A 21,226-nucleotide genomic window follows, 5' to 3' on the forward strand; every position below is an offset into this window, starting at 1 on the left:
AGCAAATGCTGGTTCCGAGCAAATGCTGGTTCCGACACTTAAGCCTGGCGACATTGTCATCATCGACAACCTCGGCAGTCACAAAGGCAAGACCGTCCGTCGCGCCATCCGCGCCGCCGGCGCAAAGTTGTTCTTCTTGCCGCCCTACAGCCCGGATCTCAATCCGATCGAGCAGGTCTTCGCCAAGCTCAAGACCTTGCTCCGAAAAGCTGCCGAGCGAACCGTCGAAGCAACCTGGATGCGCATCGGCGCTCTACTCAACTGCTTCACGCCCCAGGAATGCGCCAACTACATCGCAAACGCCGGATACGCTTCAACATGAACCAATCATGCTCTAGGCGGCGAGATCCGCCACGACGGCATCGAGCACCGGGAATCCCGACTTGGTCACGCGCAGCCGTCCATCGGCATCGACGGCGATCGCGCCTTCCTCGCGCAGCATCGCGATCCGGTGCGGATCGAGCTGACGGCCCGAGAGCTTCGCATAGCGCCTGGGATCGATGCCTTCGGCGAGCCGCAGCCCCATCAAGAGAAATTCGTCGGCGCGCTCTTCGCTGTTGAGGCTGTCATCGGTGACGACGCCGTGGCCACGCTCCTCGACGTTCAGCAGCCAGGCCTCGGGGCGCCGTTCGGTCGCGGTCGCGTGCCTGACGCCGTCGATATCGAGCCTTCCATGCGCGCCGGGACCGATGCCGGCATATTCCTCGCCGCGCCAGTAGACGAGGTTGTGCTTGCACTCGGCGCCCGCGCGGGCGTGGTTGGAGATCTCGTAGGCCGGCAATCCTTCGCGTGCGCAGACCTCCTGGGTCACGTCGTAGAGCGCGCGCGCGGTCGCTTCATCCGGGGTCTGCAATTTGCCGGCGGCATGCAGCCCGAAGAACGGTGTGCCTTCCTCGATCGTGAGCTGATAGAGCGACAGATGCTCGGCCGCTTCCGAGATCGCCTGCTTCAGTTCGTCGGCCCACATCCGCGGCGTCTGGTCGGGCCGCGCATAGATCAGATCGAACGAGTAGCGGTCGAATGCGCTTCGGGCGATCGCGACCGCGTCCAGCGCCTCGCGCGCGGTGTGCAAGCGGCCTAGTGCCTTCAGCGACGCATCGTCCAGTGCCTGCACGCCCAGCGAGACGCGGTTGACGCCGGCTGTGCGATAGCCGCGAAACCGCGTCGCCTCGACACTGGTCGGATTGGCTTCGAGCGTCACCTCGACATCGTGCGCGACCTGCCAGTGCTTGCCGATCGCATCGAGCACGGCGCCGACGGTCTGCGGCTGCATCAGCGAGGGCGTGCCGCCGCCGAGGAAGATCGAGGACACTTCGCGCCCCGGCACCCGCGCCGCCGTGGTTTCGATCTCGCGGGCGAAGGCGCGCACGAAGCGCGCCTCGTCGACCGGCGCATGCCGCACGTGGCTGTTGAAATCGCAATACGGACATTTCGACAGGCAGAACGGCCAGTGCACGTAGACGCCGAAAGCTTCTCGTTCAGCGTGGCTCAAGGCAGATCTCCGCGAGCTTCACGAAGGCGCGCGCGCGATGCGACAGGCCGAGTCCGAGCGGCGGCAGGCCGTGCTTCTCGATGCTGCTCATCTCGCCGAAGGTCCGCGTGTATCCGTCGGGCAGGAACGCCGGATCATAGCCGAATCCGGCGGTGCCGCGCGGCGGCCAGACCAGGGTTCCGTCGACCCGGGCCTCGACCTCTTCGAGGTGATCGTCGGGCCAGGCCACGCACAGCGCTGAGACGAAGTGCGCCTTGCGTTGCTCCGGCGTCGTGGCGCCGCGTTCTTGCAGCAGGCGCTCGATCCGCGTCATCGCCGCCATGAAATCCTTGCCGTCGCCCGCCCAGCGCGCCGAGTAGATCCCGGGTGCGCCGTCGAGCGCGTCGACCACGAGGCCGGAATCGTCGGCGAAGGCCGGCAGTCCCGTCGCCTTTGCCGCGGCGATGGCCTTGATCGCGGCATTGGCGCGAAAGGTGTCGCCGGTCTCCTCGGGCTCGGCGAGGCCGAGATCGCCGGCCGACACCGCCTCGACGCCATGCGGCGCCAGCAGTTCCCGCATCTCGGCAAGCTTGCCGGGATTATGGGTGGCGATCACGAGCCTTCCGGTGATTCGGCGATGCATGGCCAATCTGACTACGCCACCGCGATCTTTTGCAAGTCGACCAGACGCGCGACACCTTTGCGCGCCAAGGCCATCAGCGCCAGGAATTCGTCCTGCGAGAAGGGCGTCTTCTCGGCGGTGCCCTGCACCTCGATGATGCGGCCGTCGCCGGTCATGACGAAATTGGCGTCGGTGTCGGCCTCGGAGTCCTCGGCATAGTCGAGATCGAGCACCGGCGTGCCCTGGTAGATGCCGCAGGAGATCGCCGCCACGTTGTCGCGCAACACGTTGGTCTTCAGCATGTTGCGGGTCTTCATCCAGTTGATGCAGTCGGCCAGCGCCACCCAGGCACCGGTGATCGAGGCGGTGCGGGTGCCGCCATCGGCCTGGATGACGTCGCAATCGACCGTGATCTGGCGCTCGCCGAGCGCCTCGAGGTCGACGGCGGCGCGCAGCGAGCGGCCGATCAGCCGCTGGATCTCGACCGTGCGGCCGCCCTGCTTGCCGGCGGAGGCCTCGCGGCGGGTGCGTTCCAGGGTGGCGCGCGGCAGCATGCCGTATTCGGCGGTGACCCAGCCGCGGCCCTGGCCCTTCAGCCATGGCGGCAGCCGCTCTTCCAGCGTGGCGGTCACCAGTACGTGGGTGTCGCCGAACTTCACCATGCAGGAACCCTCGGCATATTTGACGACGCCGCGTTCCAGCGACACGGGACGCAGTTCATCGGGCGCACGGCGGCTTGGCCGCATGGAAATCCTCCAGAATTCCGAGAGATTAAGGCTGGGCGTGCTTGTAGGAGGGGGAAGCGGCAGCGGCAAGGGTCTTGCCAAGGGTTTTGGCGGGGTTTTGGCGGGGGTTTTCGGCCCCCGGTATGGCCCGGTACCTGGGGGCCGATTGCATGCTTGTCACCGGCCTTCCGGATCGACAAATTAGGCAGCAATTGTGAGGGACTGGAGTGTGACTCACCACGATCCGATAGGCCTGATCGCGCCGCATGCCGGGCTCGCCCAGCTCAACGAGCGTTCGCGCGACATTTTTCGTCAAATCGTCGAAAGCTACCTTGCGACCGGCGAGCCGGTCGGCTCGCGCAACATCTCGCGCCTGATCGCATTACCGCTGTCGCCGGCCTCGGTCCGCAATGTGATGTCGGATCTCGAGCAGCTCGGCCTGATCTATGCGCCGCACACCTCGGCCGGCCGGCTGCCGACCGAGCTTGGCCTGCGTTTCTTCGTCGACGCCCTGATGCAGGTCGGCGACCTCACCGAGGCCGAGCGGCAATCGATCCAGACCCAGCTCGCCGCCGTCGGACGTGCGCAATCGGTCGAGGCGGCGCTCGGCGAGGCGTTGACCCAACTGTCGGGGCTGACCCGCGCGGCTGCCGTGGTGCTGACGCAGAAGTCGAATGCGCGGCTGAAGCACATCGAATTCGTGCGGCTGGAGCCGGAGAAGGCGCTGGTCGTGCTGGTCGGCGAGGACGGCCAGGTCGAGAACCGGGTGCTGGCGCTGCCGCCCGGTGTTCCGTCGTCGGCCCTGACGGAGGCAACCAATTTCCTCAACGCGCGAATCCGCGGCCGGACGCTGGCCGAAGCGCGGCTCGAGCTCGAGACGGCATTGGCGCAAAACCGCGCCGAGCTCGATCAGCTCACCCAGAAGGTCGTCGCGGCCGGCATCGCGAGCTGGTCCGGCGGCGAGAGCGAGGACCGCCAGCTGATCGTGCGCGGGCACGCCAACCTGCTCGAGGATCTGCATGCGCTCGACGATCTCGAACGCATCAAGTCGCTGTTCGACGATCTCGAGACCAAGCGCGGCGTGATCGATCTGCTCGGCCGAGCCGAGCGCGGCGAGGGCGTGCGGATCTTCATCGGTTCGGAGAACAAGCTGTTCTCGCTGTCGGGTTCCTCCACCATCATCGCGCCCTATGGCGACGCCCAGGGCCGGATCGTCGGCGTCCTCGGCGTGATCGGACCGACGCGATTGAACTATGCGCGGGTGATCCCGACCGTCGATTATGCCGCGCGCATCGTCAGCAAGATGCTGGGCGGCTGACCGGAGTGCATTTCGCTTTCATTTGACGGGTTTTCGTCACCCAAGTCGGAGGTTCCTGTTCCCGAAGGCGGCATGTTGCGCTTGATTTTCGCCGCCCAAAGCACGATATCCCGGCAAGCAATCCCCAAGATTTGAACCGACGCGAGTTTTCGAGAAGGCAAGCCATGACCGATCCGAACCGGGCCAATGACAACACCGAGAATTCGGCGCCGACGGGTGAGCCCGTGGTCTCGAAGCCCTACATCATGCCTGACGATCCCGAAGTGGGATCGGCTGAGGCGCTGGCCAAGGAACTCGCCGAGGCGAAGGACCGGACGCTGCGCACACTGGCCGAGATGGAGAATCTCCGTCAGCGCACCCGCCGCGAGGTCGCCGACGCCAAGATCTACGGCATCACCGGCTTCGCTCGCGACGTGCTCGATATCGCCGACAATCTGCAGCGCGCGCTCGACGCCGTGCCGGCCGAGACCAAGGAAGCGGCGGATCCCGGCCTGAAGGCGCTGATCGAAGGCGTCGAGCTGACCGAGCGGTCGCTGCTCAACGCGCTGGAGAAGAACGGCGTCAAGAAGTTCGATCCGATCGGAGAGAAGTTCGATCCGAACTTCCAGCAGGCGATGTTCGAGGTGCCGGACACCTCGGTGCCGTCGGGCACCGTGGTGCAGGTCGTGCAGGCGGGCTACATGATCGGCGAGCGCATCCTGCGTCCGGCGCTGGTCGGCGTCTCCAAGGGCGGCGCCAAGGCGGCTCCGAGCGCCGACATCACGGTCTGATCCAACCGACTTTGACTGCGAGAGTGTGAGCGCGCTGTCGTGGCTTCACGGCAGCGGCTTCTCATGCGCCTTCGGCCAATAGGTGCCGAAACTCCAGAGATTTCCTTCCGGGTCACGGCAGGCGAAATCACGGCTGCCATAATCCGTGTCACGTAGTTCCATTTCGATTTTGGCTCTCGCCGCCCGAGCCTTCGCATACAGGGCGTCGGGATCGTCGACGGCGATGTAGATTGAATCGGTGCGGCGGCCGGCGACATCGCCGACTATTTTGCCATAGGCATCGTCGCGGCTCTGGCCGAGCATCAGCATCGAGGAACCGTAGGCGAGCTCGGCGTGGTGGATCACGCCGCCGTCGCGATAGACCACGTGTTCGGTGAATCCGATCACGGCCTTGAGCCAGCCGATCATCGCCTCGGCGTCCTTGCAGCGCAGGGTCGGATAGATGCGTGGCGGTTCGATGTCGTGCGTCATGGCGGCTCACCTCGTTGGCTGATGACGCCACTCTGCACGAGGCAATGCGGCTTCGGCTTGAAGGTTTGTTACCAGTCGGGCTGCAGCTCGCCGGAATGGGACAGCCGGCTGTCGGTCAACGTCAGGCGGCGTGCCCAGGCGGTCGGTGATTCCCCGGCAAACTCGACGAATTCACGCACAAGATGGGCTTGATCGGCATAGCCGCTCTCGGCAGCAATTGCGGCCCAGCCGTCGGCCGCGCCAGCCTGCGCAAGCCGGCAAGCCCGATGAAAGCGCATCATGCGCGCCACCGGCTTGGGCGCGAGGCCGAGCTCGGATCGAAACCGGCCGGCGAGGTGTTTGCGGCTCCAACCGATCTCCGAAGCAACCGCCGTGATCCGGGCGGTGCCGCCCGATCGCGCCAACATGCGATAAGCGAACGCGACTTCCTCGGACGGTCCGCGGCCAAGGCGGCGCAACACGAAATCCTCGAGCAGATCGAAGCGGTGCTGCCAGCACGGTTCGGCTCCGAGCTGATCGCGTAGCCGCCGCGCGTCGTGGCCCAGCACATCGCCAATATCGACCATGCGCCCGACGAGCTCAGTGATGGCACCTCCGAAGAAGTGATAGGCGCCGAGCGGCGTGAAATCCATTTGCACGGACTCGGCGCGGCCGTCGGACTCGATGTTGACGGGGCCGGCGTGCAGTCCCGCGGTGAAGCTGAGCTGAAGGTCGGACGGTCCGGGCTGCCGCGCCAGCGCGATCAGATAGGGCGAGCCGAAGCTGACGATGAAGGGCACAATGAGCGGCGCGGTCTGGCGGTGGAAGAACCGGCCCGCGGCCGTCTCGCGATAGCCCGTGATCCCGACAATCAGGCCCGCCATCCGCGGCGATGGCGGACGCCAGGCGAAATCGAATTCGGCGGGGGCCGCAGGCTCGGCCATGCGGACCTCGCGCGCTGGCGCCTAAGCGATATCCGACGACTGGATCCGCTTGACGCCGGCCTTGTCCATGTCGGTCCAGGCCTTGGCCAGCGATCCCTGGGTGTCGATGCCGCGACAGGCGTCCTCCACGACATAGGTCTCGAAGCCGGCCTTGCGCGCGTCGAGAGCGGTCCAGGCCACGCAGAAATCGGTGGCGAGCCCGGCGACGAAAACCCGCTCGACATTGCGCGCCTTCAGATAGGCGGCAAGCCCGGTGGTGGTCTTGCCGTCGGCCTCGGTGAAGGCGGAGTAACTGTCGACGTCCTTGTGAAAACCCTTGCGGATGATCAGCTCGGCCTGCGGGATCGCGAGTTCCTTGGACAGCGAGGCGCCATCAGTACCCTGCACGCAGTGGTCGGGCCACAGCACCTGCTTGCCGTAGGCGAGGTCGATGGTCTCGAACGGCTTCTTGCCTTCATGGACCGACGCGAACGACACGTGTCCGGGCGTGTGCCAGTCCTGCGTCATCACCACATTGGCAAAGCTCTTGGCGATCTTGTTGATGACCGGCACCACCTGCTCGCCGTCCTTCACCGCAAGGCTGCCGCCGGGCAGGAAGCAGTTCTGCACGTCGATCACAAGCAGCGCGGAGCCGTCGTCGGGCTTGATCGCAGCCGCCCAGAGACTCCTGGGAACCAGGGTCGCAAGCGCCAGCGTGCCGAGGCCTGCAACTATCTGTCGTCGATCCAACATCGCGCCCCTCCTCGCTTTGATACCGCTGGAGGAGGCTAGTTCCGTTCGTGGACCTGCGAAAGTCCGATTTTTCGAAAGGCCTGGCGAACCGATCAGCCGCGCGGCTGGATGCCGTCGCGGACCGCGCGGAAGCGCGGGAAGGCCGTCTCCCAATCGGTGCGCGGCGAGCTGCCGATGATCCGCACCGATGTCTGCGCGCCGAACCGCAGCCACTGCACGATGGTCACCGGGGTGTTGTCCTTGCCGCTGATGGCGTCGATCCGGGTCTCAAAGCCGGGCTGGCCGTCGATCCGGATCGGTTCGGACATGGTGATCCGTCCGTCGCGCACGCCGGGGATCGTGGTGGCGATCTGCTGGGCAAAGCGGCCGCGATCGTCGGGCGTGGCCGGCGCCGAGCCGATCACGCCGAGCAGCATGAAGGGTTTGGTCTCGAGGCCCTTGTCGTCGCCGTCGGCCATCAGCAGCGCTGCGCCCGGCGCCAGCATGCGGATGTTCTTGAAGCTGCCGAGCTCGGTGACCTTGAACGGCATCATGCCGAGCTGCTCGTCGACCGGCACCTCCTTGCGGATTTCGGCCGAGGCGAACATCTGGCGGACGGCGTCGTCGGTGTAGATCTTGCTGGCGTTCTCCGGCACCTGGACCGCGACGTACCCGGAGAAGGTCGGGCCCGGCAGGATCATGGAGTAGCGGCGCACATTGCTGGCGCCGTCGCGGGCGCTCTCCACGGTGTAGTAGGCGAGGCCGGCCGACGTCTCGAGGCTCTCGGGCTTGATGTTTCCGGTGCCGGCGGGGTTGGCCTTGAAGGCGGTCACGACCTCGTTGTAGGCGTCCGCGGGCAGGTCGGCGATCAGGACCTTGACGCCCTGGTCCTCGGTCTCGAAGCCGATGAACAATTTGGCGCGGACGAGGCCGACCAGCGGTTTCATCCCGACATGCGCGCCCGGCGGAAACACCACGTCGGCGGCAAAGCCACGACAGGTGGCAGCAATCAGCAAGGCGACCGCAACGAGAGCTCGAAAAGGCGTCATGGGGGATCTACCGGTTTTGCTTGGTGGCCGCGCAACGGGGCCGGTGCAGGGCTGGATGGCCTCTTTCAGTCGGACCGCTTTTAGCGGTTTTGATGGCCCTGCAACAGGCCGCCAAATCTCCGCTCGGGGCCCGCAGGCGCGATTCCATGGGCTTTTCGCCTTGATTGGCAGGCACTTTCCAGTTTCCCGGCATTTCCAAAGAACGCTCACCTGCGGCCGCCAGCGGCCAAACAGCGCGCCCCCGACCCATGCGCCGCTCTCGCATACGACGTTTGTGAGCGTTCACTCAACAGCGCTGACGTCGCGGTCGATGGCGGGAGGGATCATTGCCGATTTGTTAACTTGGTCCGGGCTTGAACCGCTGCCACGGTCGGGCTGACACAATCTTTCAAACGTCAGTCTTTTCAGGCCTCAACGTTGCGTCCAGTCCTTGCGGGCAGGACCCTCCCTCCTATATCAGGCTCACCGTCGCAATATCGCGAGTATGTGAACGTCTGGGGGTTCGGTACGGAGCGCCGTCAGGGCCCAACCAACCTGCCGTAGCAAAGAGGATATCAAAACCATGGGTAAGGTCATTGGGATCGACCTCGGCACCACGAATTCGTGCGTCGCCGTGATGGATGGCAAGAACGCCAAGGTGATCGAGAATGCCGAGGGCATGCGAACGACGCCGTCGATCGTTGCTTTCACCGACGATGGCGAGCGCCTCGTCGGACAGCCGGCGAAGCGCCAGGCGGTGACCAATCCCGAGCGTACGTTCTTTGCGGTGAAGCGCCTCATCGGCCGCCGCTACGACGACCCGATGGTCGAAAAGGACAAGAAGCTCGTTCCCTACAAGATCGTCAAAGCATCGAACGGCGATGCCTGGGTCGAAGCCGACGGCAAGACCTATTCGCCCTCGCAGGTCTCGGCCTTCATTCTGCAGAAGATGAAGGAGACCGCTGAGGCGCATCTCGGCCAGAAGGTCGATCAGGCCGTCATCACGGTTCCTGCTTATTTCAACGACGCGCAGCGTCAGGCCACCAAGGATGCCGGCAAGATCGCCGGCCTCGAAGTGCTGCGCATCATCAACGAGCCGACGGCTGCCGCGCTGGCCTACGGTCTCGACAAGTCGAAATCCGGCACGATCGCCGTGTACGACCTCGGCGGCGGCACCTTCGACGTCTCGATCCTCGAGATCGGCGACGGCGTATTCGAGGTGAAGTCGACCAACGGCGACACCTTCCTCGGCGGTGAAGACTTCGACATGCGCCTGGTCGGCTACCTCGCCGACGAGTTCCAGAAGGAGCAGGGCATCAACCTGCGTAACGACAAGCTCGCTTTGCAGCGCCTGAAGGAAGCCGCCGAGAAGGCCAAGATCGAGCTGTCGTCGACCACGCAGACCGAAATCAACCTGCCGTTCATCACGGCCGACCAGACCGGTCCGAAGCATCTGACGATGAAGCTGACCCGCGCCAAGTTCGAGGCGCTGGTGGCCGACCTCGTCGAGAAGACCATCGAGCCGTGCCGCAAGGCGCTGAAGGATGCCGGCCTGACCGCCGGCGAGATCGGCGAAGTGGTGCTGGTCGGCGGCATGACCCGCATGCCGAAGATCCAGGAAGTGGTGAAGCAGTTCTTCGGCAAGGAGCCGCACAAGGGCGTCAATCCCGACGAAGTCGTCGCGATCGGTGCTGCGATCCAGGCCGGCGTGCTGCAGGGCGACGTCAAGGACGTGCTGCTGCTCGACGTGACCCCGCTGTCGCTGGGCATCGAGACGCTGGGCGGCGTGTTCACCCGCATCATCGACCGCAACACCACGATCCCGACCAAGAAGAGCCAGGTGTTCTCGACCGCCGAAGACAATCAGGGCGCGGTCACCATCCGGGTCTTCCAGGGCGAGCGTGAGATGGCGGCCGACAACAAGATGCTCGGCCAGTTCGACCTGATGGGCATTCCGCCGGCTCCGCGCGGTATGCCGCAGATCGAGGTGACCTTCGACATCGACGCCAACGGCATCGTCAACGTCTCGGCCAAGGACAAGGCGACCGGCAAGGAACAGCAGATCCGGATCCAGGCATCCGGCGGTCTGTCCGAGGCCGACATCGACAAGATGGTCAAGGACGCCGAGGCTAACGCGGCCGAGGACAAGAAGCGCCGCGAGGCGGTCGATGCCAAGAACCATGCCGACGGCCTGGTGCATTCGACCGAGAAGGCGTTGGCCGAACACGGCTCGAAGATCCCGGAGACCGATCGCCGTGCGATCGAGGACGCCGTCAGCGACCTCAAGGAAGCGCTGAAGGGCGACGACGCCGAGGCGATCAAGGCCAAGACCAACACGCTGGCACAGGCCTCGATGAAGCTCGGCGAGGCCATGTACAAGCAGCAGGCCGAGGCCGATGCGGCCAAGGACGCTGCGAAGGATGACGTTGTCGACGCGGAGTTCACCGAGGTCGACGACGACAAGAACAGCAAGAAGTCTGCCTAAGCGGATTTGCGATCATGACCCTCACACCAATGAGCACGCCAGGCGTCTCGGAGGAGTGGGGGTCATTTTTCTTTAAGGCGATCGCTGCATCTTCCAGACAAGCGCAATCCTTGACGCGATTCTCGGCGCAATCCTTTGCGCAATCTTCGGCGATCGCGATGAACTTCGGACGGAATTGAAGGATGTCCACCAAGCGCTGCTATTACGAGACCCTCGAGGTTGAACGGGACGCGGACGAGACCAAGCTGAAATCGGCTTTCCGGAAGCTCGCGATGAAATGGCATCCGGACAAGAACCCGGGCGACGCCACCAGCGAGGTGCGTTTCAAGGAAATCAACGAAGCCTACGAGGTGCTGAAGGACGGCGACAAGCGCGCCGCCTATGACCGCTTCGGCCATGCCGCGTTCGAGCAGGGCATGGGCGGCGGCGGCCCCGGCTTCGGCGCCGGCTTCGCCTCCTCCTTCTCCGACATTTTCGAGGATCTGTTCGGCATGGCCGGGCAGCGCCGCGGTGGCGGTGGCCGCGAACGCGGTGCCGACCTGCGCTACAACATGGAAATCACGCTCGAGGAGGCCTTCCAGGGCAAGACCGCGCAGATCGAGATCCCGGTCTCGGTCACCTGCGAATCCTGCTCCGGCACCGGCGCCAAGGCCGGCACCAAGCCGAAGACCTGCTCGCATTGCGGCGGCGCCGGCCGTATCCGGCAGGCCCAGGGCTTCTTCACGCTGGAGCGGACCTGCCCCGGCTGTCAGGGCCGCGGCCAGATGATCGAGGACGCCTGCGCCTCCTGCGCCGGCTCCGGCCGGGTGACGCGCGAGCGCACGCTGTCGGTCAACATTCCCCCGGGTGTCGAGGACGGCACGCGGATTCGTCTCGCCGGCGAAGGCGAGGCCGGCGTCCGCGGCGGACCGCCCGGCGATCTCTACATTTTCCTGTCGCTGGCCACCCACCAGTTCTTCCAGCGCGACGGCGCCGACCTGCACTGCCGCGTGCCGATCTCGATGGTGACTGCGGCCCTTGGCGGCGAGTTCGAGGTGCCGACCATCGACAAGGGCAAGACCAAGGTGAAGGTGCCGGCCGGGACCCAGTCCAGCCGTCGATTCCGCATCGCATCAAAGGGGATGCCGGTGCTGCGCTCGCGCCAGACCGGCGACATGTATGTCCAGGTTGTGGTCGAAACGCCGCAGAATCTGACCAAGAAGCAGCAAGAATTGCTGATGGAGTTCGAAAAACTCTCGTCCGGCGCAACGCAACCGGAGGCGGCGGGTTTCTTCTCTAAGGTCAAGGACTTCTTCGGAAGCCGCTCCGTCTAGCCGCAGTCGTTATGCTTGACCGTAACGACTTCGATCTATACGTGTTTATGACCGTTTTCTGACAACCGCTCGATTGTGCGCGGTCCCGCCTGGTAGCGACATGCCTCTGCAATCGTCCGTGCGTGCGTCGAAGAAGCCCCTCCGTCTCGACGACGAGGTTCGTTTCCTCCGTTCATGGATGGAGAAGCCGCTGCATATGGGCGCGGTGATGCCGTCCGGACGGCTGCTTGCACGCACCATGGCGCAATATGTCGATGCCGAAGCCGACGGGCCGGTTGTCGAGCTCGGACCCGGCACCGGGCCGATCACCAATGCGCTGATCGAACACGGTGTCGATCAAAAGCGTCTCGTCCTGGTCGAATACAATCCAGGCTTCTGCGCGTTGCTGCGCGAACGCTATCCGCAGGCAAGGGTGGTCCAGGGCGACGCCTACCGCCTTCGCGATACGCTGTGGGACGTCCTGAAGACGCCAGCCTCGGCCGTGGTCTCCGGCCTGCCGCTGGTCACCAAGCCGATGCTGACCCGCCTGAAGCTGGTCCGCGACGCCTTTCTGGCCCTCGCGCCCGGTGCGCCGTTCGTCCAGTTCACCTATTCGGTGGCGCCGCCGATTCCGAAGTCGCTGCCCGGCGTGTCCACAGAGGCCTCCGAGCGGATCTGGATGAACCTTCCGCCCGCGCGGGTCTGGGTGTATCGCAAGGGCTGACCTTCCGGCGCCGTCGCGCTGGGTGCGACCTACACCTGCGATTTCAAAATGTCGGCGCTGAAAATCCTCGTGATCCCGGGATCGCTGCGATCGGGCTCGCTCAACGCGAAGCTAGCCGCCGTGCTGGCGCATGAGCTCGCACAACTCGGGGCCGACGTCACGCGGATCTCGCTCGGCGATTTCCCGCTGCCGATCTATGACGGCGATCTGCAGGCCAAATCGGGCGTGCCGCAGCACGCCGTCAACCTGAAGCGGATGATCGGCGCCCATCATGGCGTGCTGATCGTGACGCCGGAATATAATTCCTCGGTGCCGGCGCTGGTGAAGAACACGATCGACTGGGTGAGCCGCGTGCAGGACCCGCACGAGACCCGCGGCCAGGTGTTCCACGGCCGCGCCTTCGCGATCGCCGCGGCGTCCGGCAACCGGCTCGGCGGCACGCGCGCACTGGCCGCGCTGCGCCTGATCCTGACGGCGTGCCATGCCGCCGTGATCCCGAACCAGCTCGCGCTGTCATTCGCCGAGCAGGCCTATGACGATATGGATCATCTGAAGCATCCGGCCGATATCGACGCGATGCGGGCGCTGGTGCGGCAGCTGATCGACCATTCCCAACGCATGATGTGAGGTGACATGCAGCCAGCCCAGATGATCGCTCCGAAAGACCGGTTGATTGTAGCGCTCGATCTGCCGTCGGTCGCTGCGGCCGAGGCGATGATCGACAGGCTCGGCGATGCCGTCACCTTCTACAAGATCGGCTATCAGCTCGGTTACGCCGGCGGGCTGTCGCTGGCGAAGCAGCTCGCGGGCAGCGGCAAGAAGGTCTTTCTCGATCTCAAGCTGCACGACATCGGCAATACGGTCGCCCGCGGCGTCGAAAGCGTCGCCGCCCTCGGCGCGACCTTTCTCACCGTGCATGCCTATCCGCAGACCATGAAGGCAGCGGTCGAGGCGCGTGCCGGCTCGGGCCTGAAGATCCTCGCGGTGACGGTGCTGACCTCCTACGACGACAGCGATCTGCACGCGGCGGGCTATCGCCTCAATGTCTCCGATCTCGTCGAAGCGCGCGCCAGACAGGCGCAGGCGCTCGGTGTCGACGGCCTCGTCAGCTCGCCCGAGGAAGCCGCCGCTCTGCGCAAGATCGTGAGCGATCGGATGAATCTGGTGACCCCGGGCATTCGCCCCGCGGGCTCGGCGACCGGCGACCAGAAGCGCATCATGACCCCGGCCCGTGCCATTGCCGCCGGCGCTGACTATCTGGTGGTCGGACGCCCGGTGATGGAAGCCGCCGATCCGAAGGCCGCGGCTGACGCCATTCATGCCGAGATAGCTCAGGCGCTCGCCTGAACCAGCAACAAGGGAGAACAGAGATGGCGAAGGGATACTGGATTGGACGCGTCGACGTTCACAACGAGGAAGGCTACAAGCCCTACATGGCGGCCAATCCGGCGATCTTCCAGAAATTCGGCGGCAAGTTCATCGTGCGCGGCGGCAAGTTCACCGGCGTGGAGGGGCAGAGCCGCTCGCGCAATGTCGTGATCGAATTCCCGGACTACGCCACCGCGCTCGCCTGCTACAATTCGCCGGAATACCAGGCCAACATCAAGGTGCGGCAGCCGCACTCGATCGCCGATCTCATCATCATCGAGGGGTACGACAGCCCGTAGCCTCGGACACCGGCCGCCGGTTCGGCTGGCTGGAACAGTCGCCGATGACCGCGGTTTAGGCATGATCCCGCGCCGGAAAACCGGTTTCCCCTTTGCCGGATCATGCTTTATACGGCGGTGAGAGGTGAGCCATGGCTGACATGCGTTTGATCGTTGCGGGAGCCGGCGGCCGGATGGGCCGCACGCTGACGCGGGTGATTTCCGAAACCCCCGGAGCGGTGCTGGTCGGCGCGCTGGAAGCGCCGGGCTCGGAGCTGCTCGGCAAGGACGCCGGCGTGCTCGCCGGCCTTCCCGCCAACGACGTCAAGCTGTCGGCCGATCTGTGGTCGATGTCGGCGAACGCCGACGGCATCCTGGATTTCACCGTGCCGGCTGCGACCATCGCCAATGTCGCGATCGCGGCCGAGCGCGGCCTGGTCCACGTCATCGGCACCACCGGCCTGTCGCAGTCCGACGATGCGGTGATCCGCAGCGTCACCGACCGCGCGATCGTGGTGAAGTCGGGCAATATGAGCCTCGGCGTCAATCTGCTCGCCGCGCTGGTCAAGCGCGTCGCGCAGTCGCTCGACCAGAGTTTTGACATCGAAATCCTCGAGCTGCACCACAAGTCCAAGATCGATGCGCCGTCGGGCACCGCCTTGATGCTCGGCGAAGCTGCCGCTGCGGGGCGCGGAATCGCGCTCGACCAGCATTCGGCGCGCGGCCGCGATGGCCTGACCGGGGCGCGGCGCGCCGGCGATATCGGCTTTGCCTCGTTGCGCGGCGGCACTGCGGCCGGCGATCACAGCGTGATCTTTGCCGGTCCCTCCGAGCGCATCACGCTGTCGCATCATGCCGAGGACCGCGCGCTGTTCGCGCAGGGTGCGCTGAAGGCGGCGCTGTGGGCGCACGGCAAGAAGCCCGGCATGTACTCGATGACCGACGTGCTCGGGCTGAGCGACTGAGCCCGCCGACGAAATCAATCCAGCCAAGCGAAAACGGAATCTGAAATGAGTGATCGTCTTCTTGTGCTCGTTCGTCACGGTCAGAGCGAATGGAATCTGAAGAACCTGTTCACCGGGTGGAAGGACCCCGATCTCACCGAGCAGGGCATCGCGGAAGCCAAGGAAGCCGGCCGCAAGCTGAAGGCGCAAGGCCTGTCGTTCGACGTGGCCTTCACCTCCGATCTGACGCGCGCGCAGCACACGCTGAAGCTGATGCTGGAGCAGATCGGCCAGACCGAACTGCCGACCACGAAGAATCTGGCGCTCAACGAACGCGACTACGGCGATCTCTCCGGTCTCAACAAGGATGACGCCCGCAAGAAATGGGGCGAGGACCAGGTCCTGATCTGGCGCCGCTCCTACGACGTGCCGCCGCCCGGCGGCGAGAGCCTGAAGGATACGCTGGCGCGCACGCTGCCCTACTACGTGCAGGAGATCCTGCCCGGCGTGCTGCGCGGCCAGCGCACGCTGATCGCCGCCCACGGCAACTCGCTGCGCGCGCTGATCATGGTGCTGGAGAAGCTTTCGCCGGAGCAGATCCTCAAGCGCGAACTCGCGACCGGCGCGCCGGTGGTCTATCGGCTCAACGCCGATTCCACCGTTGCATCGAAGGTCGATCTGGCGGGGTAGAGGTTTGATGTTGTCATTCCGGGGCGATGCGCAGCATCGAACCCGGAATCTCGAGATTCCGGGTCTGGTCCTTCGGACCATCCCGGAATGACGAGATAGAGGTCAGTGCAAGCCCACCTGTCCCGCTTCCCAGCCCAGCATTGCCTGCTTGCGGGTGATACCCCAGTGATAGCCGGTCAGCGCGCCGCTCTTGCCGAGCGCGCGATGACAGGGCACCACGAACGACACCGGATTGCGGCCGACTGCGGCGCCGACCGCGCGCGAGGCCCTCGGGCTGTTGATCTTGCAAGCGATGTCGGAATAGCTCACCGCGCGGCCCATCGGCACCTTGAGCAGCGTTTCCCACACGCGCACCTCGAAGTCGGTGCCGATCAGGACGACGCGCAGCGGCTGGTCCGCCCGCCACAACTTCGTATCGAACACGCGCTGCGCCAGCGCGGTGGTGCCAGCGGTGTCCTCGACATAGGTCGCATTCGGCCAACGCCGTTTCATGTCCGCAAACGCCGTCTGCTCGTCGCCCGGGTCGGCGAAGGCAAGGCCTGCGAGTCCGCGGTCTGTTGCGATCACGATCGCGGTGCCGAACGGCGAGGGGTGGAAGCCGTAGCGCAGCGTCATGCCGCCGCCGCCGGTCTTCCATTCGCCCGGCGACATCGCCTCGTGCGTGACGAACAGATCGTGCAGCCGTCCCGGGCCTGAAAGACCTGAGTCGAGCGCCGCGTCGAGCACGCTGGCGGAATCGCGCAGCAGGCTCTTGGCGTGATCGAGCGTCAGCGCCTGCATGAAGGCCTTCGGCGTCAGCCCGGCCCAGCGGCGGAACAGATGGTGCAGTTCATCCGGCGTGACGGCCGCGGCATCGGCCATCGCTTCGATGGTCGGCTGTGCGCGCCAGTGCTCGGAGATGAACGCGATGGCGCGCCGCACCGAGTCGTAGTCGCGCAGCGCGGCGCTCTGGAGGCCCGGCTTGGCCAGGCGCTGATCGTGTATGGCGAGTGTCATCATGGTGTCTGATTTAGGAGCCATGGCGCGTCCAGACCACCCGATTTCTGACAAGCGGGCCTAGTGAATGGGGGTGTAGGTCGGACCGCGTTTCGCGGTATTCAACGCCGCGGTCAAGGCCTTCGAAAAGCTGGCCTTTTCGTCGGGACTCAGGAAGCTGCCGACGCTGACCCGGCGGCCCCGGGACACCAGATAAAGCCGCTCGATGCCGAACTCCTCGTGCGAGATCTGCTCGAACCGCACCCAGAGCGGATTGAGCACCCATTCGGCCACATGGCCGCGGTGGCTGATCCGGCGCACCCGCAGTTCCGACGGCGTGACGGTGATCTCCTCGCTCGCCCTGGCGGTGCGGAAATTGACCTTGAACGCCCAATAGATCACCAGCGCGTCGAGACCGAAGAAGCCGAAGATCGGCCAGGCGCCGAGCCACCAGAACACCGCGCCGGCGACGAAGCTGACCACGGTGACGAACGACATCAGCACGATGAAGCCGGTGCGATTCAGCGAGCGGTGCGGCGTGAGCAGCGCCGAGAACAGCTTCGGCTCCCCCTCGGGCGCATCGACGTCGCGGGCATCGGCCCTGAGGTCTCCCCCGGGGTCTTCGCCCGGATCAAAGTCGTTGCCTGCGGTCATAACGTATCAGTATATCCCGTTCATGGCCAAAATCATCCGCTCTCAACGCGCCGACACCTCAAGCGTTCGGTCCGCGCCGAAGAAGAAAGCTGCGAGAGCGGCAACCCCGCTGCCCAAACGCGCGGCAAAGAAGCCGGCGACCAAGGCCGCCAAGAAGGTTGCCAAGAAAACCGCAAAGCCGAAGCCATGGACGGCGGCGGAGGTCTTTGAGGCGTTCGACCGGTTCCGCAAAGCCAATCCGGAGCCGAAGGGCGAGCTCGAGCACCTCAATCCCTACACGCTGCTGGTCGCGGTGGTGTTGTCGGCGCAGGCAACCGACGCCGGTGTCAACAAGGCGACGCGCGCGCTGTTTGCGGTCGCCGACACGCCGCAGAAGATGCTTGAGCTCGGCGAAGACAGGGTGCGCGACTACATCAAGACCATCGGGCTCTATCGCAACAAGGCGAAGAACGTCATCGCGCTGTCCGAGAAGCTGATCGCCGAGTTCGGCGGCGAAGTGCCGCGCACCCGTGCCGAGATCGAGTCATTGCCCGGCGCCGGCCGCAAGACCGCGAATGTCGTGCTCAACATGGCGTTCGGCGAACATACGATGGCGGTCGACACCCACGTGTTCCGTGTCGGCAACCGTACCGGCCTCGCGCCCGGCAAGACGCCGCTCGAGGTCGAGCTCGGGCTGGAGAAGGTGATCCCGGCCGAATTCATGCTGCACGCCCATCATTGGCTGATCCTGCATGGCCGCTACACCTGCCTCGCCCGCGGTCCGCGCTGCGATGTTTGCCTGATCAACGATCTTTGCCGATGGCCGGAGAAGACCGTCTAAGCCATGATCGTCATCATGTGTTATTAGGCTCGCCCGGCGTTCCGGTGCGTGAATGGGGAGTATAGTGTGACAGAGCAGGTCCAAGATGGTGCCTCACGGGCCACCCAGCCGGCTCTTGCTCCGGCGACGGCGGTCACGCCGAAATCTGCGACCAAGGGCTTCTGGCGCCGCTTCGCCATCCCGCTGTTCGCCGTGCTCGTCGCGATCGCCTTCGTCGTCGTAGCGACCTCGCGCTGGAACGCGTGGGTCGGCAGCGCAAAAATCCAGACCACAGATGATGCCTACATACGGGCCGAGCTCACCCAGCTTTCCAGCCGCGTGTCCGGCGAAGTACTGACGGTCGCGGTCTCCGATTTCCAGCGCGTCAAGGCCGGCGATCTGCTGGTGCAGATCGATCCTGCCGATTATCAGGCGCAGGTCGCGCAGGCCGAGGCGGGTGTGGTCGGCGCGCAAGCCGCGCTCGACAACCTCAACAACCAGGTCGAGCTGCAATATGCGACCATCGCGCAGGCCGAGGCCTCGCGGCTGTCAGCGGAAGCGCAGCAGACCCTGGCGCGTCAGGAGCAGGAGCGTCAGCAGTCGCTGTCGCAAACCGATGCCGGCACGCGGCAGCGGCTCGAGCAGGCGACGGCTTCCTACGCCAAGGCTGAGGCCGATGTGAAAGCCAGCCGCGCGGTGATCGCAGCCCAGCGCCATCAGCTTGAGGTTCTGCAGGGCACCAAGAAGCAGCGCGCCGCCGATCTCGACGCCGCCAAGGCGCTGCTGGCTTCTGCCAGGCTCAAGCTTGGCTACACCAAGATCGTCGCGCCGTTCGACGGCGTCACCGGCGAGCGCCAGGTTCAGCCCGGCGACTACGTCAACATCGGCACCAGTCTGGTCAATGTGGTGCCGCTGCCGAACGTCTATGTGATCGCCAACTACAAGGAAACCCAGCTGACCAACGTCAGGCCGGGCCAGCCGGTCGAGGTCACCGTGGATACATTCTCCGGCCAGAAGCTGCGCGGCACGGTTGAACGCATAGCGCCGGCCAGCGGATCGCAATTCGCGCTGCTGCCGCCCGATAACGCCACCGGCAATTTCACCAAGGTGGTGCAGCGCATCCCGGTGCGCATCCAGTTCGACAAGGACCAGCCGTTGCTCGCGCGCCTGCTGCCGGGCATGTCCGTGGTGACGCGGATCAATACCGGCGAGGCGGCCGCCAATGGCGGAGAGTGACGACCGCAACAGCGGTCCGGTCTCGCGCGGCGACGTCGCGCGCTATCCGCTGTTCGCCGTCGTCGCCGTGCTGCTCGGCGCGTTCCTGGCGAATTTCGACAGCCGCCTGACCACGGTTGGCCTGCCTGACCTGCGGGGCGCGTTCTCGCTCAGCTTCGATGAGGGCGCCTGGCTCTCGACCGCGGCGATCGGTTCGCAGATCTTCATCGCGCCCGCGGTGGCGTGGCTCGCCACCGCGTTCGGCCTGCGCCGCGTCCTCGGCATTCCGAGCCTCGTCTATGCCATGGTCTCGCTGACCATCCCGTTCGTGCACGACTACACGACGCTGATCGCGCTCAGCATTGCGCACGGCATGCTGCTGGGCACCTTCGTGCCGGCGACGCTAATGATCATCCTGCGCAATTTGCCGATCCGCTGGTGGCTGCCGGCGATCGCGATGTATTCGATCCGCGTCGGCTTTGCGCTGGATTCATCGAGCTCGCTGGTCGGCTTCTATGTCGAGCACCTCGGCTGGCAGTGGCTGTACTGGCAGGGTGTCGTGATCGCGCCGCTGATGGGATTGATGGTGTATCTCGGCACCCCGAAGGAATCGGTCAATCGCGACCTGCTGCACCATGCCGATTGGGGCGGTATGCTGCTGCTCGGCGCCGGCCTGGGGATGGTCTATGCCGGGCTCGATCAGGGCAATCGGCTGGACTGGCTCTCGTCAGGCACCGTGATGGCGCTCCTGATCGGCGGCGGCCTCCTGATCGTCGCCTTCATGATCAACGAGATGGTCGCGCGCCGGCCGTGGGCGCATTTCAACGTGCTGTTCTCGCGCAATATCGGGCTCTCGCTGATCGTCATCCTGCTCTACACGCTGACCAGCCTGTCGAATTCGTCGCTGGTGCCGAATTTCCTCGGCACCGTCGGCGGCCTGCGGCCGGAGCAGTCGGGCGCGCTGCTGTTCAGCTACGGTGCGCTGCCGATGTTCGTGCTGGTGCCGATCTCGATTGTTCTGCTTCGTCACCTCGATCCGCGCATCGTCGTGGTGCTCGGCTTCTCGGCATTCGCCGCCGCCAATCTCTGGGGCACGCAGCTGAGCCATGTCTGGGCGCGCGAGGATTTTATCGGCATCGTGCTGCTCACGTCGGTCGGGCAGGCGCTGACGCTGCTGCCGATCATCATCATGGCGCTGTCGAACTCCGACCCGTCACGGGCGACGGCATTCGCGGCCTATATCCAGATCATGCGGCTCGGCGGCGCCGAGATCGGCATCGCCCTGATGGGCACCTGGCTGCGTGTCCGCGAGCAGATCCATTCGAACTATCTCGGCCAGCATGTCCAGGGCGGCGATGTCGACGTCGTGAACCTGCTGAAGCGGTTGGCCGGTGAATTTTCCGGCCACGGCATCGGCGCAGCCGCAGGGCGCGCCGTCGGAACGCTCGCGGCGCTGGTGCAGCGCGAGGCCAACACGCTCGCCTACATCGACGGCTTCTGGCTGTGCTTCTGGCTCGCGATCCTGGCGCTGTTCCTGGTCGCCCTGATCACGCGCGCGCCGCAGGGCCCGCTGTCGCCGGTGCCGTTCGGTTTCGCGAAGATCGTGCTGCGCAAGCCGGACGCCGCCGCGCCCTGATCTGCGAAACCGCGCGGCGTGCATTTCGCCGGCGGGGTCAATTTATAGTGAATGCATCGCTCCGGCTATCTCGCGGGCGTCTGAAATATTTTGCAGGTCGCGTGGTTCCATAAGCGGGGGAACGGGA

The 21,226-nt window shown here is 65.3% G+C and carries 23 protein-coding genes; 14 read left to right on the top strand and 9 right to left on the bottom strand.

Annotated elements, in window-relative coordinates:
• A partial coding sequence (locus tag AKN83_RS31315; protein WP_172803652.1) for a transposase occupies positions 1 to 322 on the top strand: 322 nt, incomplete at its 5' end.
• Between the two features lie 12 nt (positions 323 to 334).
• Here AKN83_RS31315 and hemW read toward each other — a convergent pair.
• Genes hemW through rph form a run of 3 tightly spaced genes read right to left on the bottom strand, consistent with a single transcriptional unit; the run spans position 335 to position 2,839 of the window.
• A complete protein-coding gene (gene hemW / locus AKN83_RS31320; protein ID WP_063695621.1) occupies positions 335 to 1,492 on the bottom strand; it encodes a radical SAM family heme chaperone HemW in 1,158 nt (385 codons plus the stop codon).
• Positions 1,479 to 2,114, bottom strand: coding sequence for an RdgB/HAM1 family non-canonical purine NTP pyrophosphatase (gene rdgB / locus AKN83_RS31325; protein WP_050404340.1), 636 nt, complete (start codon positions 2,112 to 2,114; stop codon positions 1,479 to 1,481). The genes hemW and rdgB overlap by 14 nt, the downstream gene beginning before the upstream one ends.
• Before the next feature lie 11 nt (positions 2,115 to 2,125).
• A complete protein-coding gene (rph, locus tag AKN83_RS31330; protein WP_021078183.1) occupies positions 2,126 to 2,839 on the bottom strand; it encodes a ribonuclease PH in 714 nt (237 codons plus the stop codon).
• Between the two features lie 208 nt (positions 2,840 to 3,047).
• On the opposite strand from rph, the gene hrcA reads away from it, so the two are divergent.
• Both hrcA and grpE read left to right on the top strand, forming a co-directional pair.
• On the top strand, positions 3,048 to 4,136 hold the full coding sequence (gene hrcA, locus AKN83_RS31335; protein ID WP_050404339.1) for a heat-inducible transcriptional repressor HrcA: 1,089 nt from the start codon (positions 3,048 to 3,050) through the stop codon (positions 4,134 to 4,136).
• 164 nt (positions 4,137 to 4,300) lie between these two features.
• Entirely contained in the window at positions 4,301 to 4,906 is a 606-nt protein-coding gene (gene grpE, locus AKN83_RS31340) for a nucleotide exchange factor GrpE (RefSeq protein WP_050404338.1), read from the top strand.
• Positions 4,907 to 4,951: 45 nt separating this feature from the next.
• Here grpE and AKN83_RS31345 read toward each other — a convergent pair whose 3' ends face one another.
• The 4 genes from AKN83_RS31345 to AKN83_RS31360 form a co-directional block, all read right to left on the bottom strand.
• Positions 4,952 to 5,377 carry a VOC family protein gene (locus AKN83_RS31345; RefSeq protein ID WP_050404337.1) on the bottom strand — a complete coding sequence of 142 codons (426 nt, stop codon included), beginning with the start codon at positions 5,375 to 5,377 and terminating at the stop codon, positions 4,952 to 4,954.
• Between the two features lie 68 nt (positions 5,378 to 5,445).
• Positions 5,446 to 6,300, bottom strand: a complete 855-nt coding sequence (locus AKN83_RS31350; RefSeq protein WP_050404336.1) for an AraC family transcriptional regulator — start codon at positions 6,298 to 6,300, stop codon at positions 5,446 to 5,448.
• A gap of 21 nt (positions 6,301 to 6,321) precedes the next feature.
• Positions 6,322 to 7,032, bottom strand: a complete 711-nt coding sequence (gene pncA / locus AKN83_RS31355; protein WP_050404335.1) for a bifunctional nicotinamidase/pyrazinamidase — start codon at positions 7,030 to 7,032, stop codon at positions 6,322 to 6,324.
• A 92-nt stretch (positions 7,033 to 7,124) separates the two neighbouring features.
• Positions 7,125 to 8,060, bottom strand: a complete 936-nt coding sequence (locus tag AKN83_RS31360; protein WP_050404334.1) for a hypothetical protein — start codon at positions 8,058 to 8,060, stop codon at positions 7,125 to 7,127.
• 562 nt (positions 8,061 to 8,622) lie between these two features.
• Here AKN83_RS31360 and dnaK point away from each other — a divergent pair.
• The 8 genes from dnaK (at position 8,623) to AKN83_RS31400 (ending at position 15,820) form a co-directional block, all read left to right on the top strand.
• The gene (dnaK, locus tag AKN83_RS31365; protein ID WP_050404333.1) at positions 8,623 to 10,524 is read left to right on the top strand and encodes a molecular chaperone DnaK; all 1,902 of its coding nucleotides are present in this window, start codon (positions 8,623 to 8,625) and stop codon (positions 10,522 to 10,524) included.
• Between the two features lie 182 nt (positions 10,525 to 10,706).
• Positions 10,707 to 11,837, top strand: a complete 1,131-nt coding sequence (gene dnaJ / locus AKN83_RS31370) for a molecular chaperone DnaJ (protein WP_050404332.1) — start codon at positions 10,707 to 10,709, stop codon at positions 11,835 to 11,837.
• A gap of 100 nt (positions 11,838 to 11,937) precedes the next feature.
• Positions 11,938 to 12,540, top strand: a complete 603-nt coding sequence (locus AKN83_RS31375) for a class I SAM-dependent methyltransferase (RefSeq protein ID WP_050404331.1) — start codon at positions 11,938 to 11,940, stop codon at positions 12,538 to 12,540.
• A 48-nt stretch (positions 12,541 to 12,588) separates the two neighbouring features.
• Positions 12,589 to 13,167: an NADPH-dependent FMN reductase gene (locus tag AKN83_RS31380; RefSeq protein ID WP_050404330.1), complete on the top strand. Its 579-nt coding sequence runs from the start codon at positions 12,589 to 12,591 to the stop codon at positions 13,165 to 13,167.
• A gap of 6 nt (positions 13,168 to 13,173) precedes the next feature.
• The gene (gene pyrF, locus AKN83_RS31385; protein WP_050404329.1) at positions 13,174 to 13,887 is read left to right on the top strand and encodes an orotidine-5'-phosphate decarboxylase; all 714 of its coding nucleotides are present in this window, start codon (positions 13,174 to 13,176) and stop codon (positions 13,885 to 13,887) included.
• Between the two features lie 23 nt (positions 13,888 to 13,910).
• Positions 13,911 to 14,207 carry a DUF1330 domain-containing protein gene (locus AKN83_RS31390; RefSeq protein ID WP_050404328.1) on the top strand — a complete coding sequence of 99 codons (297 nt, stop codon included), beginning with the start codon at positions 13,911 to 13,913 and terminating at the stop codon, positions 14,205 to 14,207.
• Positions 14,208 to 14,338: 131 nt separating this feature from the next.
• Positions 14,339 to 15,151 (top strand): 4-hydroxy-tetrahydrodipicolinate reductase, encoded by an 813-nt coding sequence (dapB, locus tag AKN83_RS31395; RefSeq protein ID WP_050404327.1) that lies wholly within the window; start codon positions 14,339 to 14,341, stop codon positions 15,149 to 15,151.
• 45 nt (positions 15,152 to 15,196) lie between these two features.
• Positions 15,197 to 15,820, top strand: a complete 624-nt coding sequence (locus AKN83_RS31400) for a 2,3-bisphosphoglycerate-dependent phosphoglycerate mutase (RefSeq protein WP_050404326.1) — start codon at positions 15,197 to 15,199, stop codon at positions 15,818 to 15,820.
• Between the two features lie 102 nt (positions 15,821 to 15,922).
• On the opposite strand, the gene AKN83_RS31405 is transcribed toward AKN83_RS31400, so the two are convergent.
• Together AKN83_RS31405 and AKN83_RS31410 are read right to left on the bottom strand one after the other, a co-directional pair.
• Positions 15,923 to 16,819 carry a methylated-DNA--[protein]-cysteine S-methyltransferase gene (locus AKN83_RS31405; protein ID WP_050404325.1) on the bottom strand — a complete coding sequence of 299 codons (897 nt, stop codon included), beginning with the start codon at positions 16,817 to 16,819 and terminating at the stop codon, positions 15,923 to 15,925.
• A gap of 57 nt (positions 16,820 to 16,876) precedes the next feature.
• A complete protein-coding gene (locus tag AKN83_RS31410) occupies positions 16,877 to 17,449 on the bottom strand; it encodes a DUF2244 domain-containing protein (RefSeq protein WP_050404324.1) in 573 nt (190 codons plus the stop codon).
• Between the two features lie 22 nt (positions 17,450 to 17,471).
• Here AKN83_RS31410 and nth point away from each other — a divergent pair, with 22 nt between their 5' ends.
• The 3 genes from nth (at position 17,472) to AKN83_RS31425 (ending at position 21,099) form a co-directional block, all read left to right on the top strand.
• A complete protein-coding gene (gene nth, locus AKN83_RS31415) occupies positions 17,472 to 18,269 on the top strand; it encodes an endonuclease III (RefSeq protein WP_050404323.1) in 798 nt (265 codons plus the stop codon).
• Between the two features lie 66 nt (positions 18,270 to 18,335).
• Entirely contained in the window at positions 18,336 to 19,484 is a 1,149-nt protein-coding gene (locus AKN83_RS31420) for an HlyD family secretion protein (RefSeq protein WP_430641588.1), read from the top strand.
• Positions 19,471 to 21,099 (top strand): MFS transporter, encoded by a 1,629-nt coding sequence (locus AKN83_RS31425; protein WP_050404322.1) that lies wholly within the window; start codon positions 19,471 to 19,473, stop codon positions 21,097 to 21,099. The genes AKN83_RS31420 and AKN83_RS31425 overlap by 14 nt, the downstream gene beginning before the upstream one ends.
• Positions 21,100 to 21,226: the final 127 nt, after the last annotated feature.

This window comes from Bradyrhizobium embrapense, assembly GCF_001189235.2.
Classification (GTDB): domain Bacteria; phylum Pseudomonadota; class Alphaproteobacteria; order Rhizobiales; family Xanthobacteraceae; genus Bradyrhizobium; species Bradyrhizobium embrapense.

Excerpts from the sequence above, each read along its gene's own strand:
- rdgB (WP_050404340.1), bottom strand. The coding sequence starts at position 2,114 with ATGCATCGCCGAATCACCGGAAGGCTCGTGATCGCCACCCATAATCCC.
- rph (WP_021078183.1), bottom strand. The coding sequence starts at position 2,839 with ATGCGGCCAAGCCGCCGTGCGCCCGATGAACTGCGTCCCGTGTCGCTG.
- grpE (WP_050404338.1), top strand. The coding sequence starts at position 4,301 with ATGACCGATCCGAACCGGGCCAATGACAACACCGAGAATTCGGCGCCG.
- AKN83_RS31345 (WP_050404337.1), bottom strand. The coding sequence starts at position 5,377 with ATGACGCACGACATCGAACCGCCACGCATCTATCCGACCCTGCGCTGC.
- AKN83_RS31350 (WP_050404336.1), bottom strand. The coding sequence starts at position 6,300 with ATGGCCGAGCCTGCGGCCCCCGCCGAATTCGATTTCGCCTGGCGTCCG.
- pncA (WP_050404335.1), bottom strand. The coding sequence starts at position 7,032 with ATGTTGGATCGACGACAGATAGTTGCAGGCCTCGGCACGCTGGCGCTT.
- AKN83_RS31360 (WP_050404334.1), bottom strand. The coding sequence starts at position 8,060 with ATGACGCCTTTTCGAGCTCTCGTTGCGGTCGCCTTGCTGATTGCTGCC.
- dnaK (WP_050404333.1), top strand. The coding sequence starts at position 8,623 with ATGGGTAAGGTCATTGGGATCGACCTCGGCACCACGAATTCGTGCGTC.
- dnaJ (WP_050404332.1), top strand. The coding sequence starts at position 10,707 with ATGTCCACCAAGCGCTGCTATTACGAGACCCTCGAGGTTGAACGGGAC.
- AKN83_RS31375 (WP_050404331.1), top strand. The coding sequence starts at position 11,938 with ATGCCTCTGCAATCGTCCGTGCGTGCGTCGAAGAAGCCCCTCCGTCTC.
- AKN83_RS31380 (WP_050404330.1), top strand. The coding sequence starts at position 12,589 with ATGTCGGCGCTGAAAATCCTCGTGATCCCGGGATCGCTGCGATCGGGC.
- pyrF (WP_050404329.1), top strand. The coding sequence starts at position 13,174 with ATGCAGCCAGCCCAGATGATCGCTCCGAAAGACCGGTTGATTGTAGCG.
- AKN83_RS31390 (WP_050404328.1), top strand. The coding sequence starts at position 13,911 with ATGGCGAAGGGATACTGGATTGGACGCGTCGACGTTCACAACGAGGAA.
- dapB (WP_050404327.1), top strand. The coding sequence starts at position 14,339 with ATGGCTGACATGCGTTTGATCGTTGCGGGAGCCGGCGGCCGGATGGGC.
- AKN83_RS31400 (WP_050404326.1), top strand. The coding sequence starts at position 15,197 with ATGAGTGATCGTCTTCTTGTGCTCGTTCGTCACGGTCAGAGCGAATGG.
- AKN83_RS31405 (WP_050404325.1), bottom strand. The coding sequence starts at position 16,819 with ATGATGACACTCGCCATACACGATCAGCGCCTGGCCAAGCCGGGCCTC.
- AKN83_RS31410 (WP_050404324.1), bottom strand. The coding sequence starts at position 17,449 with ATGACCGCAGGCAACGACTTTGATCCGGGCGAAGACCCCGGGGGAGAC.
- nth (WP_050404323.1), top strand. The coding sequence starts at position 17,472 with ATGGCCAAAATCATCCGCTCTCAACGCGCCGACACCTCAAGCGTTCGG.
- AKN83_RS31425 (WP_050404322.1), top strand. The coding sequence starts at position 19,471 with ATGGCGGAGAGTGACGACCGCAACAGCGGTCCGGTCTCGCGCGGCGAC.